Genomic DNA, 19,055 nt, shown 5'->3' on the forward strand with positions numbered 1-19,055 from the left:
ATTAACTATATTGCATTGATGATTCAAGTTCTTCATCAGTAGGAATAGTTAAGTTTGATCCAACATATTGGAAAATTTCAGGACTTTGTTTCAAGTATTTTCCTTCAAGAATTCTGATAACAGAGTCAACTGTTTCATTAAGTGGCACAAAAACCCCTGGTGATTTAGTAAAGTGTTCAGTCATGAAGAAGTTTTGTGTAAAGAAGTTTTCAAGTTGTAAAGCTTTTTTAACTGTGTTTTTACTTTCATCATCCAGTTCATCAAAACCTAAAATTAAAATAACGTCTTCTAAATCCTTGTAAGCTTTTAAAATTCTCTTAGCCTCAATAATTGCATCAAAGTGCTTTTTACCTAATAATTCAGCAGTAACTGAGTTGGATTGACTAGCTAATGGATCAAAAGCAGGGAAAATATTTTTAGCAGATTGAGCACGAGATAAAACTAAGTTTCCATCTAAGTGGTTAAATACGGCAACTGCTGATGGATCTGACAAGTCATCCATTGGTAAAAACATTGTTTGGAATGAGGTAATTGATCCATTTTCATTTTTAAATAAACGATCTTCAACTGCGGCAACATCACTTTCTAAAGTAGATTGATATCCACCAACTGATGGACGTTTTCCTAAGGTAGCACTTGTTTCATTTTCAGCTTGTAAGAAACGGTAAATATTATCAACGAATAAAAGCACATCCTGGTTATGTTGATCTCTTAAGTATTCAGCAGCTGTTACTCCAATTGGCACAATTGACATACGAGCACCAGGTGATTCATTCATCTTAGAAATATACATAACTGATTTGTCCATTAGGTTTGAAGATTTAAGCTCATTGTATAACTCAATTGCTTCCCTTGAACGCTCACCTGAACCAATGAAAATGTTTGATGTATTAGGTGATTGACGGTTAATGTTGAAAATCATTTCCTTCATTAAAACTGTTTTACCAACACCGGCTCCACCAAAAATACCAATTTTGTATCCTTTGACAATTGGAATAAAGAAGTCAATTGCTTTAATACCAGTTTCAATAAATTCAAATTCACGAGTAAGGAAACGAGTGTTATTGATAGTTGAATTCATTTCAACTTTAAGTGGAAGGTATTCTTGCGGTAATAATGCTTCACCTCTAAATGAGTAAATGTTATTAAGCGAGTCTTTACCAACTGGAACCATAAAGCTATGTCCAAGGTTTGTAACAACATCGCTAATTGAAATTTCTTGTGAACTATAAATTACAATAGCTCTAACAGTAGTATCATTAAGCACTCTTTTTACTAATAAATAAGTTGCACCATTATGTAAAGTTAATAAATGGTTTACTTTTGGTAAGTTATCTTTAGAAAATTCTATTTCAAGAACGTCTGACCATAAACTTAAAATTTTTCCGTTCATTATTTATCTCCTAATTTCATTGCTAATTCTTCAAGGTAACTTTCTTCAAAGTCAACAAATTCATGGTCAATGGTTATATCTCAATTATAACCATTATATTTAGCATATTGTTTTAAAGCTGATGCAAAGAAAGTTCTTACTAAGGCATCATCATAAACTTCAGTATCATTAATAATCTTATTATATGCATTTTGCGCTTGATCGTTAGTTTGAATTAATAAATCAATAAATTGCAAGGCCTTTTCCTGGTCTTTTATTCCATTAAATAATCCCCATGAGATTAATTTAGAAGTAAGTAAAACTGTTTTTTTAGAGTAAATTGCAAAACCTTTTTGATTAAATAATTTTTCAATTAACTTACCTTTATTTAATAATTCAGTAGTTTCTTTGTTAAATTCGTAATCTAACATTGAAAGTTTTAAGTGACGTTTGTATTTTCTGTATGCTTTACCAACTTCGGCAGCTACTTTAGTAACACTACGGCTTTGCACGCTTGATCCAGTACGCGAAACAGATAGATCAATGTTAATAGCTGGCAAGATTCCTTGTGAAAATAAATCGGCACTAGTTACAATTTGACCATCAGTAATTGAAATGATGTTAGATGATACTAATGAGGTAATATCTCCATCAATAGTTTGTAAAATTGGCAATGCAGTAATAGTTTTTCTATTTTCAAAACTTCCTGAACGCTCTAATAATTGAGAGTGTGAGAAGAATGTATCCCCCGGCATAGCTTCTTTACCAACTGGACGGTCAGTTAAAAGCGCAATTTCACGAATAATGTTTGCATGTTTTGTTAAATCATCAAAGACAACCAAAACATCATGTTCGTATGATAAGTTTTCAGCATGTGCCATTCCTATGTATGGTGCAAGGTATTGTTCAAAAGCACTTGTTGAAGGCGCATCGATAATAATTGTATTTTGCATTGCTCCATATTCACTTAAAGTACGGTAAATTCTTGAAATTGCTTCACGTTTTTGACCAACTGCGACATAAATTGATTTAACACCTTCCTTAGCTTGGTTAATAATTGTGTTAATAGCAATATGTGTTTTACCAGTTTGACGATCACCAATAATTAATTCACGTTGTCCTTTACCAATTGGTATAAGTAAGTCAACTGATACAATACCAGTAAATAACTGATCTTTAAGTGTTTTAACTGACATTAAGTCGTGGGCGAGTTCAAAAACTTTAGCTCCTGTTGGTTGTGTATATAAATAGTTTTTCTCAGGTGTTGGAAGTACTTTGTTTCCAAAAATGTCAATAACATTTCCAAATAAATCACTTGGTGTATCAACTCTAGCATCATCATTTTCTAACACAATTTCAGCACCAATTTTAAGTTGAGCTTCTTTTGTATTAGCTAATAAAAAGGCTTTGTTTGCTGTCGCATTTATTAACATTAATTTAACTTCAGTATTATCTAATAAATGATAAAACTGTCTTTGTTTATATGGGAATTCCCCAGTAACTTCTACTATATAATCAAATATAGATGTAATTGTTGGATTTTTATTCATTTTTCCTCCTATAATCCTAAAATATGTAAGGCAATACCTACAATAATTGCAACAACAAATGATGTTGCTAATAAAATTGATAATTTTCTATATTGTTTTCAACGGTCTGTTGTAAATGCTTTTATAAGCACAAATGTGTTTGCGATGCTTGCGATAAGTCCCATAACTCAAAGCGAAATTCCAAATCCCATAATTATGCTACCATTAGTCTTAACTTCTTGGTTATTACGTTTAATAATCTCTTTATATGCAGCTTGTTGCTCACCTTCAGCAGGGTTAGACACTGGTTCTTGAGATTGAATGTTTTCTTGGGCATTAGCACCAGCTGGAATATTTGGTTGAGTAGATTGGCTTTGCGATGTTTGAGTTTGAGTTTCACCAATTACTTTTTGTAATAGCAATAATTCTTCAGAAACTATTTTAATATTTTGAATGAATCTTTCATACCATTTTGTAACATTAAATGTTGAAAGATCAGTTGATTTTCTAAGTTTATAAATTTTGGTTTCTAAGTTAGAATAAAAGGTGTTGATATGTTTAATCTCAATTCCTTTTTCTTTTAGTTGACCTTCTAATTTATCGTTACGAGTAATCCGATTTTTTAATAACTCTTTTTTACGGTTTAAAGCATTAACTAACGAATAATAGTAAGGTAAGTTATTAATTTGTGAAGTTTTCATTGAAGCTAAGGTTAACTCAGTTAAGTTATCTTCAAAACCAGAGCTATTTAAAACTGTTTTAGAAACTTCATTTAAGGAAATATCATTTGCATATGCATTTTGTACAGCTTCATAATTTTTAATAAATGATGCAGTGTTAATTAATTGAACACCACTATTAACAATTTGAAATAAAGCATCAGATAGTTGATTACTTTCAAGATTTGTATAGTTTATTTTTTCATCAATTCCTAATGACTTATATAAGTCTGTAAATAATTTTGAAATTGTTTGGTAAGTTAACTCGGTTAAAGCCGCAGTTTTTTTATTATTATGAACTTTTACTTCTGCAGTATAAGTTCTATTCTTATCAACTTCAACTGTATCACTAAGTTTTACTTCAGCAATATATTTATCACCTTCTTTTTTAACACTTTGTACAGTATATTTATATCTAGTGTTAACAGGGTTTTTAAAGAAGAAAATTTCGTTATTAGAAGCAAATTTTTCAGCTATGTCACTATCATCCATCTGATGCCATTTAAGTTCAGGAGATAAAGGTGGAATCCCTTGTGAGATCTCTTGAGTTTTAACTGGATCTGTTGGTTTATCTTGATCTGGATTATCAGGATTATCTGGATCAGGTGGTTGTTGCTGTTGCTGTTGTTCCTGCTCTTCTTTTGTTAATTCAATATTTTTTTCTAAGTCAAATTTAGAAATTCTAGGTTTAAATTTAGAAACAATATATTCATCTCATGAATTATAACCTTGTGGTGGTTTAATATCATATCTATTATCTTTTGGATCTTCGTTAAGTGATAAAAAATAATCTTTATCAATTTCTAGGGCATCTTCTTCTTTATAAATTAATTTATTAAATTCTTCTAATAAACTTTTTCCATATTTCCCAAGAGATTCTTCTAATTTTTTCTTATCTCATGAATTAACTTGATCTTTACCACCATCAGGTACTTGAAAAGTTGTTCCTTCACCTAATGGAGTTTTATAATCAGTTGGGTTAGTTGATCCAACTCAAACCCCATTAAAATCTTCATTGTTATATTTAATGTTTGAGATATCAACGTTACGCTGGGTTCCAGCCACTAATGGGAAGATAATATTTAAATCCTTAGCCGAAGGATTTGCAATAATTTCATCCTTATTCTTTTTGAAAAAGTTTGAAAGAATGTTTAAGTAAGTAATTTTACTTAATTTCTTTTGAAAATCTGTTTCTTGAGTATTAATTCTTTGTTTTTGGTCATCAACTCATGAAATAAAGTTGTTAACCGCGTTAGTAACCATTTCTTTAGTTGCATTTTCAGCAATTTCTTTAAATGAGTCGAAGTCTTCAGCATTTTTTGGTGGGGTTTGTGGAGCTTGTGTGCCCCCAGGATTTTGTTGCTCCCCCCCAGTTCCTGGGTTAGGATTTTGACCTCCACCTGGAGTTTGTGAAACTAAAGCTAAAGGTGCAAGTAAAGTTGGCGAAAGGGCTAATAAGTTAAACAGTTTTTTGAATTTTTTATTCATGGTTATTAACCTCCTCTAAATTCAATAACTTACTCATTGATAGTTTAAAGATTTCGTATTCTAAAAATTCTAATTCGAGTACTTCTTCGATTGATCAACCAATAAATTGGTTTGAAACTAAATCTGATACTCGTTGTTTTTTAGTAACCAAATCATTATTTAAAGCAATTTTTTGCTTTGTTTTTTTGTAAAAGTTAGGTTTTGAAAACGTTTTAATATTCATCATATTATCATGCGCAAGAAAACTCACATTCTCTAAGAACATAAAAAACGTATTTTGCAATGTATTATTAACAAATTTTAATAAAAGTCTTGGGTAAGAACCAATTGAATTATCACCTAGTTTAACTCATGTATCTTCATCATTACTATTAATAAAAACATCATAATCATAAATGTTATCTTTCTTTTTATTGTTTAAGAAAGTTATCGAAATTTGTTTAAATGCCATTATTTGCCACCTTCCTCAAAAATAGTACGTTTTTTCTTGGTTAAGAAAGTTATTTCTTCAATTTGCTTTTCTTGTTTTACGCGGTTAATGCGTTTAGTTAATAACAATAATTCATCATCAAGTTGTTTAAGTTTTTTATCAATTGTAACTAAATTGTTTTTAGCTGCATAAAATGATGATTCAGTAATAAGTGAATTAATAGCATTTTCTAAGAAAATTGAAATTTGTGACTCAATAAAGTTTTCAATATTTGGATAAATTTCCGCAAATGATAAGAATTGTGAGTTTTTATCTACTACAGACTCGGTATGTAATAATTTTGCTACGTCGAATGCTTCAAGCGGCAAGACTGTAAATACGTCTTTAAAGTTTTTGTTTGAGTTAAGTACGAAGTTTACTTTTGTATAGTTATTTTCGATAAATAGTATTTTAATTGTTTTAGTTAATAAAGTTGTTAAGTTCTTAAATAATGTATTTTCAAAATGTAATAATTGATTAAATTTATGTAGCTGTGCAAATGATTTGGCACGTTCTCCAATAGTAATCAAATCAATTTCGGATTTTTTAGCTCTTGCTAAAATTTCATTTTCATATCTTGTATATGATTCAGTACCATATTTTTGTTCTTCAGTAATATAAACATAGAGCTCTCTTGTTTTATGAAAAAGAAATTTATGAGTTGCAGGTTTGGAATCAGTTATAAAGTTATTTGAGATAGTATACTTAGATTTTAAAAACTTTAATAAATTAGAGTTAAGCAAAGCACTATCTAAGTAAAATGATAATTTTTTTGTTAAATTAAGGATGTTAATTAACAAAATATTTTTATCATTATTTACTTTTAATTTTATATTTTCTAGGTTCTGTTTCTTTTGGACTAGTTCCTTTATGTGCATTATTCAACTTTTGAAGTTACTTCTTGGTTAAAAAATAGTTTTAATGAATCAGGACCTTGAAAAATAAGTGTGTTAGGAATAAGCTCTAAATAAAAACCTCTCGAGATTAATTCGCTAATTTCTGTATTAAATGCTGTTAAAAGATTATTAATAGCATAATCTTCCTCATCAGTCACAAAATTAATCACATGATTATCTGAAAGGATTTCACCACTAGCAATTAGTGGAACCATTGTAACTTTTGAATATTTTAAATTTAAGTTAAACATAATTGTGAAATCCTTAAATTGAATATTGTGGCGCTCTCTAACAGCTTTTTCTAATCTATGTTTAATTGTTTTAAATTCAGGCGATTTAAAACCTAAATTATTTAACAATAATGGTTTGCTAATTATTGTCTCAAAAGATAAAATCTTAGAAGCGTTTTGTTCATAAACAGTTTTATATTGTTTGTATAAATCAAAAAGACCTTCTTCATTGATTTTTGGTGTTTTTTTAAATAATGTTGTTTTTCTCATATGCTAGTTTCCCTTCTTTAAACTAAATCTTTTTTCTTTAAATATTCTTAAGGTTACAAGAGTTTCTAACTGTAATGCTTGTACTACAAATAATGTAAATATTGAAGCTGCATATACAATAACGATAATTTTAATTACTGAAATTGGGGTTGGCACTGAAACCAAAACATAATTGTTATTAATTAATAATTGGTGGTTTAAACCTAAGATTAATAATAAAATAATTTTGAATGAAAAGATCATTACTAACATGATAAATGTTAACTTGTTAATAAATTTATTTACTAGTATGTAGTGAGTAAATGTGGAAATTGATAAAAGACTAATTACTAATAAATTAATAATCATAAAATTAGAATTTTCAAATTGAATTACAGATACCATAAATGGCAATCAAATTAATAATTGTGCTATTGAAAATCTAATAATTAAATTTGATGGGTTTTTTGTCTTAGTGTATTTTAAGTATGAAACTAAGAAATATAATCCAGTTGCTAGAATTGCTAATAGGATAATAATCCCATTGTTAAAGTTATAAGTGGCTTCCGCACCTAAAATCGCAAATTTAGCAGGATCTTGCAATAAAAGTGTTGCTAATCACACTGTCACTAATAAAGCAAATACAAGTGCAATTAAGAAAGAATCTTTATCTTGATGTTTGTAAATATTCTTTTCTGATAATTTTTGTAATTTAATTACATTTGCTCCGATGATTAAGAATATTACGAAAATAAATGAAACAGCAATAATAGCTAAATTACCAAAACTTTTAATATTAAATAATTGATCAACAAAGTTTCAATATTTTTGTTCATTTCCTGTTGTGTTTCTGAATAATCTTGCCCCATTTGCTTTTGAATATGAAACTCAAAGCAACACATTAAATAACACAAAAGTAGTTAATACAACTTGGGAAATAACCTGAATAATTAAAGGTCAAGTAGACTTATATAAAACAGGGTCTGACTTTCTTTTAATTAAAAAGTTATATATTTCAAAAGCAACGTTAATGAATAATAAGGGAATTAAAATATAAATTAATTCTAAGTATTGATATGCTCTAAATTTTACTTCTGCACCATTATCATTTTTGGTTAAAATAAATGTGTAAAATAAAATTAATGAAACAAGTGATAACAAAAAGTATAAAACATAGAATATTGAATAATGTTTTAATTTTTCTTTTTGCATATTAATATTTGAGTAATTTTTGAAAATACTAAATAAAAATACAAACATTAAAATACTAAACCTTATTAAGACAACGGCATTGTTTTCTTGCTTTGTAATCGTTTCAAATGAAATAAAATCTTGCAAGTTTGCACTAGTGCTGTTAACTTTAATTAAAGTTGCCGGGAATAATGATTTGTCAAGTGTTAAAAATAGCGACAAAGCTCCAGCAAAAAAGAAAAGAATTAAGATAATTTTATAAATAAAAATTCATTGGTTCTTCGATTTAGAACTAATTTTAGAATTATAATTAACATAAATTCTTTTCTTCTCAAATAATTCATTTGTCATTGAATTTACCTCCTATATATTATTATCTATTTAATTATACTTTATATTGTTAAATTCTGTATGCATAAACCTACAAACATAATATATTTTCATGCCTTGAATACAGCCTTAAAAAATATTTTTAGTAGTTTTTTTTTTTTTTAGGAACTAAGTCGTTATAAAGTGCCTAAATCCACCTTTAAAATCACTAAAAAACCCTAGTTTAAACTAGGATTTTAGTGATGATATAAAATTGCTTTTTGTTTCATGTGCTTAAGTTTTTGCTTGTATTTATAATATGAATAATAGCGAATTAAAGAGCCCGAAATTAAGAATGCAAGGTATCCAAAAATAGTAAAGATCACTTCACTAGTTAAACTAGCACCAAAAATACCTGGTACAAAAAATGTAATTAACAAAAATGATGCTCATATAATTCCAGCTACATATGCTATTTTCTCTCAAAGAGGTATTCTTGTAATTTTTTTCTTCTTTTCCAAGATAAAGGCGACAATAAAAGTCATGATATCTTCAAGTAATAAAGCAATTGAACTCATGTTAATTACAGCATCAAAATAATCGCCTTGTTTTTCTTTGGGGGCTAGTAATACAATTAAACATAAAACAACCATTGATACAAGTGTATAAAAGGCAACAAAAATAATTGCTTTTTTGTATTCGTTATTTTTGTTCTTTAATGCTAAAGATTCAACGATTAAATTATCTTGAGCCAGTGGCACTAATTTTCGTGCACTTGAAACTGTTTGAGTTATTTTATAACCAATATCTCCAGATATAAAACCAACCACAAAGATGGTTAAACCAAAAATTCCTAAAGATAAATTATAGTATTCATGAAACTTTTTATCAATAAATGCTTCGCGTAGTCCTAGCATTACAGAATAAGCAATCATGTAAAAAACAAAAACTAACCCGATTGCGCTAAGTAAAATTACTCTAAAATTTTTAAAATGCACATCTTTGGTCATAGCAGCCATGTCTTCAATTCCCGCAAAAGCAAAGATAAACAGTAGAGTACTAGAAAAAATAAGTTTGGTGCTGATATTTTTAGAACGCACAAAACTTTCATGGTAACCTAGATTTGTAATTTGGGTAATTAGTAAAATTAGTCCAAGTCCAAGGACTAACCATTTTAAAATTGAACTTACTAAAATTACTTTTTTACTAAGTTTTAAACCAAAAGTAGAAATAATAATTAAAATCCCAAATAATAATACTGCTAAAGGTCTAATAATTCAAATAATTATAATTAGGTTAGGTGTATTTGGGCTAAGAATATCTTCAATAATTCTTGACAAAAGCAAGGGTGAAATTGAAGATAAAATTGGTGATTGAATAAATTGGTTTCAGCCAATAAAGAAAATAAAATTACGTTTAAAAGAGCGATTAAATCTTTGATGCATTGATAATTTTGAATTTTTCTTCATTGAGTAAGTGTGATTTGTTATATCATCATCTATATTTCTGGCAAAGGCATATGATCCTCCGTAATGATCGCTATATACGTTGGATAAACGGGAAAATACTAAGGATGTTCCCAAAACAGTCAATAAAGATAATACAATAACAAGATAACCCCAATAACCAAGATTTAAAACACTGGTTATTGTGGTTATAAAACCTAAACCAACGATGAAGTTGATTGTAAAAAGTGTAAATGATTTGGCAGTGAAGTGCTTGCCCATACTATTCTTTAATTACTTTTAATGGTTTTTTCTTGTTGAAAATTACGTTGTATATTTCTTCGTAATTTTTAACAGGAATGTATGTTAATGTATTTTTTATTTCAGCTGGTATATCCCTTAAATTATTAATATTACCATATGGAATAAATACTTTTTGAATATTTTTTTGGTTTGCTGCAAAAGATTTTTCTTTTAATCCACCAATATCTAAAACTTTACCACGTAGGGTGATTTCACCAGTCATTCCATAAATTGGTGGAACTGGGAATTTTTTCAATGCAGAAATTAAGGCAGTTGTAAATGTTACACCTGCACTAGGCCCATCTTTAGGAACGGCACCTTCAGGAACGTGAATGTGAATTGTATGTTTGTCAAAATCAAATCCACTAATACCAAATTTTTCAACATTAGAACGAACATATGAGACAGAAATTTGAGCAGATTCCTTCATAACTTCTTTTAATGATCCAGTGATTTTTATCTCTTCTTTTCCAGGGAAAATATTAACTTCGATCTGCAGTGATGAACCACCAGTTGAAGTATAGGCAAGACCATTAACGGTTCCTGGTTTTTCTTCTTCAATTTCTTTATTTTTCTTGTAAAGAGCCACTCCTAATAAGTCTTCTAAGTCTTCAATTTCAACAGCATGATGTTTTGGTCAATCTTTTTGTTTAGTTTCTAACAATTTAACTGTTAATTTACGTGCGATTTTATCTAAAATACGTTTTAATCCCCGTACACCGGCTTCAGAAGTATAATGTTGAATAATATATTTAAGTGTTTCATCACTTAGTTGCAAGTAATCTTCAGGTAAAGCAACTTGTTGCATCGCTTTAGAAAGTAAATGTTTTCGAGCAATATGAATTTTTTCCGTTAAAGTGTAAGACGAAAGTTCAATAATTTCAACACGGTCAATTAAGGCGTGCGGAATACTTTCATAATAGTTTGCCGTTGCTATAAAGATTGCTTTAGATAAATCATATTCATGTTCAAGATAATGATCTTGGAATTTAGAGTTTTGTTCTGGATCTAAAACTTCCAGCATTGCACTAGCTGGATCTCCTTTGTTAGTTGATGCCATCTTATCAATTTCATCAAGTAAAATAACAGGGTTTGAAACTTCTGCTTTTAAAATACCTTTAATAATTTTTCCAGGCATCGCACCAACATATGTGCGACGATGACCCCTAATTTCACTCTCATCATGGACTCCTCCTAAAGAAATTTTTACAAATTTACGTTGCAATGATTCAGCAATTGCTTTAGAAAGAGAAGTTTTTCCAGTACCAGGAGGACCAACTAAACAAATAATCGGAACATTATTGAATTCTTGAACTTTTTTATTATCTTCTTTAAATAAGTTTAAATCTACTTCTAGTTGATTATCGAGTTTGAGTTTTTTAGCAGATTTTCTCTCATTATTTTTTTGGTTAATAATAACTGCAATATATTCAACAATTCTTTCTTTAACTTTATCTAATCCATAGTGATATTTTTCTAAAACTGCGCGTGCATGTTTAATATCTAAAAATTCTTTTTGTGTTTTTCTTCAAGGTAATTTTTTTAATGTGGAAACAAAAGTTTTTGAAATTGAAGCTTCTGGTGAAGCTGGCATCATTTCGCTTGAACGCTTATTTTCTTCTGTAATTAATTTTTTAACTGAATCAGGATAAATTTGTGCTTTAGTTTTATCGCGTAAGTCATTTGCATATTCATCTTCCACAATTGGAACATTAATATTTGCTAGCTCTTCTTGTAAAATTTTAACCTTTTCACGAATTATGAATTCCTTATGTTGATTAGACACTTTTTTATTCATATTTTCTTGAACTTGTTTTGAAATTCCGGCAGATAACCCTAAAAATTCACTAATACGGCGTAAAATTTCTTGTAATTCTGATATTGAAAATTCATGATACATTGTTCCACGATCAAAATAATCATTATTTAAATATGAAATAGCACTTAATAAAAATTCTTTAGTACTTTCAAAACCATGTTTTTTAAAGTTATATTCAGTATATTTACCAACTAATTCTTCAAGGTAGTTAATTGAAGCATATTGATCAGAAAGAGGTTGATTAATAAAGAAAATTTCTTCAAAAGTTTTGCTATTATCAGCATCTCTTTCAATGGGGTTTTGTAATGATCTAAAAATATCATAATATCTCATTAGATCATTTTCGTTTTGAGATGCATTTAGATCAGTAAATAAGTCTAAATCATCACGTTCACCAATTACACCAAATGAAATTTGACCTAGATCATATTTTTGTGCAATTTCTTCATATTGGATTTGTGGATAAAACTTATATGGAGCCTTTGGATCGCTTTCTTCGTATACAATTAAACCAATATCATCTACATCAAAATAACTTCTTGATTTAAAAATTATTTTATGTCATTTGCCATTTGGGGTGTTTACTTCAACAATACGTAAAAATGTTGCTAAAATAGCACGGGAATCAATGGTATTTTTTTCATCATGATAGACGACAACAAAACTATCACCTTTTTTAAATCTTTTAAAAGCAAGGTGATCAGCATTATTAAAAAATTCTTGCTCTATAATTGCACCAGGTACACAAGCTTTCTTTTTATCTAAGATTAAGGCACTTAATGTTAATTTATTTTCTTTCATATTTCTCCCATAATTCTGATTTTAATAAATATTTTTTTTCGGAAATTAAAATTTAATTAAGTTCCAAAAAATCAATATACTATTATAATGTTAAAAGTTATTTTTTATTAAAAAAAACTTTTCAAATAATTTTAAATAAAAATTTTTATATTTTATTATTATACATTAAAATATTAAAGATCTAATTAATAAATAATTAAATATAAAATCTAAAAATTACAAAAACCGTAAAAAGTATACTTTATATTTAATTTTATATATTAAAATTTCCAAAAAAGGAGTAAAATGAGTAAAATTAGTAAATATAATAATTTTCAAGTAAGTTATGACCACGAAATTGCATTAAAGTACTTAAAGAAAATTCAAAGCTTCTTAAAGTCTCGAATGCTAAAGGCAAATGCAAAGGGATTTGTAGTTGGAATTAGTGGCGGAGTTGATTCTTCATTAGTTTACGCAATTGCGAAATCAATTATGCCTAAATCCACCCTTGGTGTTGTTATGCCAATTAATAATATGATTCAAAGTGATTTAGATCATATTAAATTATTAGAAAAAAACTTTAACGATACTTTTCAAAGAGTTGACTTAAGCAAAACTTTTGAATCTTTATCAAACCAACTAAATTTAAAAAATAATTTAGCGATTGCTAACATCAAACCAAGGCTAAGAATGAGTACATTATATGCCCTAGCCCAAGAACATAATTATTTAGTTTTAGGAACTGATAATGCTGATGAAGTTTTTATAGGTTACTTTACCAAATTTGGCGACGGCGGGGCCGATTTATTACCAATTTCAAAACTTACCAAAGGAGAAGTTAGATTTTTGGCAAGTTTGTTAAATGTTCCAAACCAAATTATCAACAAAACACCAAGTGCCGGACTATGAGAAGGTCAAAGTGATGAACTTGAACTAGGTTTTAGTTATAATCATTTAGATTTTTATTTAAATCATTATAATAATAATAGAGAAAAATTAGTAGAATTTTTAGATAGAGAAACTATCGATAAAATAGAATATAAACATAAAATAACACAACATAAACGTGATAAAATATATACAGTTAGAAACATAAAATAGGAGAAAATTATGGCAGGACATTCACATTCAGCAAATATTGCACACCGTAAGGGAGCACAAGATGCAGCAAGAGGAAAAATATTCCAAAAACTTTCAAAAGAAATTTTTGTAGCAGCATCTCTTGGGCCAGATCCAGATATGAACCCAGCTTTAAAATTAGCAATTACTAAAGCTAAAGCAAAAAATATGCCAAAAGATAATATTGAAAGGGCTATCGCGAAGGCTAAAGGTTCTAAAAATTCAGAAACGTACACTGAATTATTATTCAATGCTACAGTAAGTGGTGGAGCCACTTTTATCGTTGTTACTTTAAGTGATAATGTAAATCGTGTTAAATCAAATATTCAGGCATATTTCAACAAACAAAATGCAACTTTAGGAAAAACTGGGCAATTGCCATTTGCTTTTGATAAAAGAGGTGTTATTGAATTTGAAAAACAAGATTATTCAAATGATGAAGTAACTTTTGTTGCCTTAGAAAATAATGCACAAGATGTACAAGAGACTGATGCTTCATTTATCTTAACTTGCTCACCCGAAAACTTCAGTAATTTAAAAAATGCCGTTGAAGCAGCTTTAAGTGTTGAAAACTTCACCCAATGTGAAGTAACATATATTCCAAATATGTATGTTGAATACGATTCAGAAAAAGAGAAAAAATTGCTTGAATTTGTTGATAAGCTTAAAGATGATGACGATGTTCAAGAAGTGTATCATAATATTGAAATTAAACATAACTTATAATGCGTTGAATCGAAACTTTATATAACTCTTTATCAAATGACTTAAATAATGAAATAATAGCAAAACTTCTGTTAATTTTAATATTTTTAGCAGCAATGCTTCTAATACCAATTTTAATTTCATTATTCTTACCTTTTTTAAATAAATATTTATCCAAAAAATCATTTAGTATTTATGTATATGCTTTTTCGACAGGTTTTTTTATTGTCCTAGCAACCTTTGGGTTTTTACGTGAAGCCCTTGAGAATTCATATTTATTTGTATCTAAAACATTTGGACGTGACTATAGTAAAAGCGCATTATATGGATATAATATTTTGTTTGTGGTTGTCGGTTTAATAATTGGCCTTGCATTTGCTTTTTTTATTAAATTTGTTTTATCATATCAATTTAACAAAAAACTTTTGACACATAAATCGCTTAGTGTTTTTGTTCATGATCATAGTGATGATCATGAACATCATCAGCACATTCATGAAGATTATATTTTTAATTCTCAAGATAAAATAGACATTGCCAATTCGACAATATTTAAAAAAACAGAGGCAAAACTAAAAATTATCGCTTTATTATTACTTTTAACTCACCGAATCCCCGAAGGTTTGTTATTAGGTTACAACCTCAGTTTATTTACCCCAAATGAAATTGGTGAAGTTAACTATTCAATTACATTTGCTTACTTTTTTTCATTAATTATTCATTTAATACCTGAAGAAATTGTTTTTTATATAAGGTTAAAAGAATCTGGCTATACGCCTATTAAAGCACTATTATTATCATTCTTAGGTTTGTTTTTATTTTTGCCTTTTATGGTAATAGGCATGTTTGCAGGTGGCTCAATTGATTACTCTGGTAAAGCAATGTTATATGCAGGAGTTGGTGGAATATTTATTTTCACATCATTAGTGGAATTTTTTCCCGAATTTTACCACCAACATTTTAGTAAACATAAATGATTAATTACATTGGCAATTTTATTTTTAGGGGTGATTATTGCTACCTTAATCCTTTCTTTTCACGAACACAAATAAAAGATCATTAAGATCTTTTTTTACACAAAAGAAAGCCATAAAAGTTTGTAGAATAACTACTTTTTTGAACTACATTTTTAATTTTCTGCCCAGACTGTTGGGGTTAATCTTTTTTTATTTTTTGATTTATATTATGATGCTTTTGTTGCAAAAAAAAGATAATGAAAAAACAAACCAAAAAATTTTTTTCTTCTTTGGCAACTAAATTGAAAAATTTATATATTTTTTGATGTTTTTACTGTCTAAAAAATCAGAACATAATTATTTATATCATTACATTAACTATAAAATTTCAAAATGAAACAAAAAGATTTTTAAACCCCCCCCCCGCCGCCGCCGCCGCCCTTGATTGCAATCAAGGGAGCCTTACTTTTGAAAAAGTAAGCAAAATTTCCAGAAAACACGTGCCCGTGTTTTCTATTTTTATTATTCTCTTTTTTATTAAAAATATTAAAATTAATATGCATCAATTTTTATTTCATCATTGATGCTTCTGTGTAATGTTCGAAGTATCTCTAAATAATCAGCCATAATCTTATTGGCTTCAAGGTTATTTCCTTGTGCATTCACAGAGACACTATTAAACTTTGAGATGTATAATTCAAGAGTTTTAAAAAATGAGTTTGTTTTCTTATGGATAAATGCTAGTTTTCCAAAGGCAGGGATAGAATAATCTAAACCTTTCTCAAGAGCTCACATTTCTGTAAAGCTTAGATATTTTCCATTAGGTTCTTTGGCAAAGTATTTTTTTCCATTATATTTAAAATACAAATTATCATCAGAAGAATGTACTAACACAACATCAGAATTATAAGGAAATATAATCCTTTTGTCATGCATATCGAAAGCTGCAAGGTTTTTACCTTGGTATCTAACAACACCATTTAAAACTTTTCTATTAATCTCTAAATCAACGGCTCAATTGCCGTTTTTCTTTCCTTCTTTTTGGAAGACATTATGTTTAGAAATTATTTTTTTATTCCTCGTGTTGTAATAATTTTGAAATATAAACCCGGACAGAAAAGTTAACATGTAAATGTTAGCTTTTCTGTTACCATTCGTTAGTACCAACGAAAAAATTTTTTGAAAGGAAAATTATGTCAAGACATTTAAAGAAAGAAGAATTTGCAAAAATATATGAAGAATATCAAAAGTCAGGTTTCCCAGGTGCTTTTCGGGCTATTTACCAAATATCACCAGGAACAAAAAACTTACAAAGAAATAGTGTAAAAGTTAGAATTAATAAAATAATTAAGTATTATAATTTAGGTATGGAAGACTTATTGCAGACAAAGAAAGGCGAAAACCGCAAAAAAGGAAGTGGCAGTCCTAAGAAGAAAAGAGAACCAAATTGAGATATTTTTGATCGTGATGATTTGTTACAAATAGCTAAAAGATATTATGAAATTACCAATGAATTACCCAAAAGTAAGAAAGTTATTGAATTAAAAAGTTTTAGCATAAGTTACGTGAAGCTTTCAGAAGTTTTTGGCATTTCTAGGCAAACAATTTCTAAAACTCATAAGATTAAAATTTCACAAAAACTCCCTAAACATAGTGATGTAATTGAAAAATCGTTCATAGAAACAAAGTCAAGATATGGAAGGCTAAAGCTAAGTGTTTACATATCTCAAAAATACAAAATAGATATAAACGAACGTTCTTTAGGGAGATATATGAACCTTTTAGGCCTAAAATGTAAGCTTAGACAAAAATCAAAACGAAAAGAAATTAAAAATGTATCTTCACAAATTGATAACTTAGTAAATCGTGATTATAACGATCAAAACAATCGAAATATTTATGCAACTGATGTTTCATATATAAAAGCACCAAAAGACGTGTTAGAATCACACGTTTATTTGTCTGCAATTTTGTCTCATAAAACTAAACAAATTGTTGGTTTTAAATTATCAAGAAGTAATAATCTAGAACTAGTTTTAGACACTTTAAATTCATTAAAACAATACAAACCCAAAAATTTTATCATTCACTCAGATCATGGCTTTCAATATACACATCATCAATATATTAAAGAAGTTCAAAATATTGGTGGCGTTATTTCGTTATCAAGAGTGGGAAACTCACTTGATAATCGAGAAATTGAATATTGGTTTGGGATCATTAAAACCGAATTATTAAATGATTTAGATTATTCCAAAATAACATTCAATGAACTTAATGATATGATACAAGAATATGTAGTTTGGTATAATAACGATCGAATTCAATCAAACTTAAACTGAAAAACGCCAAAGCAATTTGCAATGGCATTATAAGTTACTAAAATGTTAAATTTTGCTGTCCATGTTTAATACTTCGTTATTTTGCTTTAAATCATTAATATCTTTATATCCGTTTTCATGAATTAATAATGGGTATTGATCTAATGATGTTCTAAAAGATCTCTCAACGTGAGGTTTATGTTTGGGATTAGATGAACTGAGTACTTCTATTCCTTTTTTATTTAAATCTTTTTCAAAAATTGTTTGTGCGTTTTCGTTTCCCCAAAAAGTTCTTCTTTTATCAGTATAAATTTTCTTTGGAAATCCATATTTCTTAAATACTATTTCTAACAGTCTTTGATATCCTAATGTTGTTTCTTGTTCTTCAAATCATGCTGCTAATAATGTTCCAGTGGCAACATCAATTGCATGATAAAGATAGAATGGTTTATTATTTTTTAAATATGGTTCAAGCTGAGCATCGATTTCAACAATTTCACCAAATTCTAAATTTTTCTTTAGACCCAAAACTTGTCTTTGTTTTTCATTTTGTTTAATTTGTTTATAATATTTTTTTAATAGCAATGTTGTCTCTTGTGAAGTTTTCTTCTTTGATAATTTTGCTATTTTTCTTCCTCTTTTGGTTGTATGTATATTAAATAATCCTAATTGGTTGAATCTTCTTACCAAAGTTTTGTAAGAAATTTTTTGCCTTATAAAAGAACCATATTCTGAATAATAATAACTTTTAAACGAAAGTTGGTTATTTGTTAGAACACTGTTTAAAATAATTTCACATGTTTTTAAATAATCTTTAAACACTAATTCAATTTCTGAATCTGTAACTTTGCAACTTCTTTGTTGATTTTTATTTTTATGACTGATGTCAATTTCTTGATTACTTTTTATTATTTTTTTATATCTTTTTACAGTTGATACACTAAGGTTTGTAATTAAACTAAGTTGAGATAAAGATTTTTCAATATTAGCAGCAATTAATATGAGAGATTGCTGTTTTTTTAGTTCGTAGTTTGTTAAGTTTTTGTACTTATCTATGTTATGTTTAATTCTCATAAATAATTTATACCATATTTTAATTAAATTAGTTCATTTTCGGAGGGATTTACATATGGGCCTAAATAGTTGTCATTGGAC

Annotated in this window: 15 protein-coding genes; 4 read left to right on the forward strand and 11 right to left on the reverse strand. The window is 28.1% G+C overall.

The annotated features are described in order from the left end of the window. Window position 1 precedes the first annotated feature (1 nt). The 9 genes from AC0B4K_RS02985 to lon form a co-directional block, all read right to left on the reverse strand. Window positions 2-1,393 (reverse strand): MSC_0618 family F1-like ATPase beta subunit, encoded by a 1,392-nt coding sequence (locus AC0B4K_RS02985; RefSeq protein ID WP_465103740.1) that lies wholly within the window; start codon window positions 1,391-1,393, stop codon window positions 2-4. Continuing rightward, window positions 1,393-2,922, reverse strand: a complete 1,530-nt coding sequence (locus AC0B4K_RS02990) for an MSC_0619 family F1-like ATPase alpha subunit (RefSeq protein ID WP_465103741.1) — start codon at window positions 2,920-2,922, stop codon at window positions 1,393-1,395. Before AC0B4K_RS02990 ends, AC0B4K_RS02985 begins: the two co-directional genes overlap by 1 nt. Window positions 2,923-2,930: 8 nt before the next feature. Next, window positions 2,931-5,108 carry an MSC_0620 family F1-like ATPase-associated subunit gene (locus tag AC0B4K_RS02995; protein ID WP_465103742.1) on the reverse strand — a complete coding sequence of 726 codons (2,178 nt, stop codon included), beginning with the start codon at window positions 5,106-5,108 and terminating at the stop codon, window positions 2,931-2,933. Continuing rightward, entirely contained in the window at window positions 5,101-5,559 is a 459-nt protein-coding gene (locus tag AC0B4K_RS03000; protein WP_465103743.1) for an MSC_0621 family F1-like ATPase epsilon subunit, read from the reverse strand. Before AC0B4K_RS03000 ends, AC0B4K_RS02995 begins: the two co-directional genes overlap by 8 nt. Further along, window positions 5,559-6,455: an MSC_0622 family F1-like ATPase gamma subunit gene (locus tag AC0B4K_RS03005; protein WP_465103744.1), complete on the reverse strand. Its 897-nt coding sequence runs from the start codon at window positions 6,453-6,455 to the stop codon at window positions 5,559-5,561. Before AC0B4K_RS03005 ends, AC0B4K_RS03000 begins: the two co-directional genes overlap by 1 nt. Continuing rightward, window positions 6,455-6,973 carry an MSC_0623 family F1-like ATPase-associated protein gene (locus AC0B4K_RS03010; RefSeq protein ID WP_465102853.1) on the reverse strand — a complete coding sequence of 173 codons (519 nt, stop codon included), beginning with the start codon at window positions 6,971-6,973 and terminating at the stop codon, window positions 6,455-6,457. Before AC0B4K_RS03010 ends, AC0B4K_RS03005 begins: the two co-directional genes overlap by 1 nt. Window positions 6,974-6,976: 3 nt before the next feature. Next, window positions 6,977-8,494: an MSC_0624 family F1-like ATPase-associated membrane protein gene (locus AC0B4K_RS03015; RefSeq protein WP_465103745.1), complete on the reverse strand. Its 1,518-nt coding sequence runs from the start codon at window positions 8,492-8,494 to the stop codon at window positions 6,977-6,979. 215 nt (window positions 8,495-8,709) lie between these two features. Next, window positions 8,710-10,179: an amino acid permease gene (locus AC0B4K_RS03020; protein ID WP_465103746.1), complete on the reverse strand. Its 1,470-nt coding sequence runs from the start codon at window positions 10,177-10,179 to the stop codon at window positions 8,710-8,712. A gap of 1 nt (window position 10,180) precedes the next feature. Next, a complete protein-coding gene (gene lon / locus AC0B4K_RS03025) occupies window positions 10,181-12,820 on the reverse strand; it encodes an endopeptidase La (protein ID WP_465101622.1) in 2,640 nt (879 codons plus the stop codon). Between the two features lie 285 nt (window positions 12,821-13,105). Between lon and nadE the strand changes: the two genes are divergently transcribed. Genes nadE through AC0B4K_RS03040 form a run of 3 tightly spaced genes read left to right on the forward strand, consistent with a single transcriptional unit; the run spans window position 13,106 to window position 15,675 of the window. Further along, the gene (gene nadE, locus AC0B4K_RS03030; protein WP_465103747.1) at window positions 13,106-13,900 is read left to right on the forward strand and encodes an NAD(+) synthase; all 795 of its coding nucleotides are present in this window, start codon (window positions 13,106-13,108) and stop codon (window positions 13,898-13,900) included. A gap of 9 nt (window positions 13,901-13,909) precedes the next feature. After that, window positions 13,910-14,644, forward strand: a complete 735-nt coding sequence (locus AC0B4K_RS03035; RefSeq protein ID WP_465102848.1) for a YebC/PmpR family DNA-binding transcriptional regulator — start codon at window positions 13,910-13,912, stop codon at window positions 14,642-14,644. Continuing rightward, entirely contained in the window at window positions 14,644-15,675 is a 1,032-nt protein-coding gene (locus tag AC0B4K_RS03040; RefSeq protein ID WP_465103748.1) for a ZIP family metal transporter, read from the forward strand. The genes AC0B4K_RS03035 and AC0B4K_RS03040 overlap by 1 nt, the downstream gene beginning before the upstream one ends. A gap of 456 nt (window positions 15,676-16,131) precedes the next feature. Here the strand turns inward: AC0B4K_RS03040 and AC0B4K_RS03045 are convergent, their stop codons facing one another. Continuing rightward, window positions 16,132-16,707, reverse strand: a complete 576-nt coding sequence (locus tag AC0B4K_RS03045) for a hypothetical protein (protein ID WP_465103749.1) — start codon at window positions 16,705-16,707, stop codon at window positions 16,132-16,134. A gap of 65 nt (window positions 16,708-16,772) precedes the next feature. Here AC0B4K_RS03045 and AC0B4K_RS03050 point away from each other — a divergent pair, with 65 nt between their 5' ends. Beyond that, window positions 16,773-17,954 carry an IS3 family transposase gene (locus AC0B4K_RS03050; RefSeq protein WP_465103606.1) on the forward strand — a complete coding sequence of 394 codons (1,182 nt, stop codon included), beginning with the start codon at window positions 16,773-16,775 and terminating at the stop codon, window positions 17,952-17,954. A 12-nt stretch (window positions 17,955-17,966) separates the two neighbouring features. Here the strand turns inward: AC0B4K_RS03050 and AC0B4K_RS03055 are convergent, their stop codons facing one another. Beyond that, on the reverse strand, window positions 17,967-18,974 hold the full coding sequence (locus tag AC0B4K_RS03055; protein WP_465103750.1) for a hypothetical protein: 1,008 nt from the start codon (window positions 18,972-18,974) through the stop codon (window positions 17,967-17,969). Window positions 18,975-19,055 lie beyond the last annotated feature (81 nt).

The organism is Mycoplasma sp. 11548, from assembly GCF_055523555.1.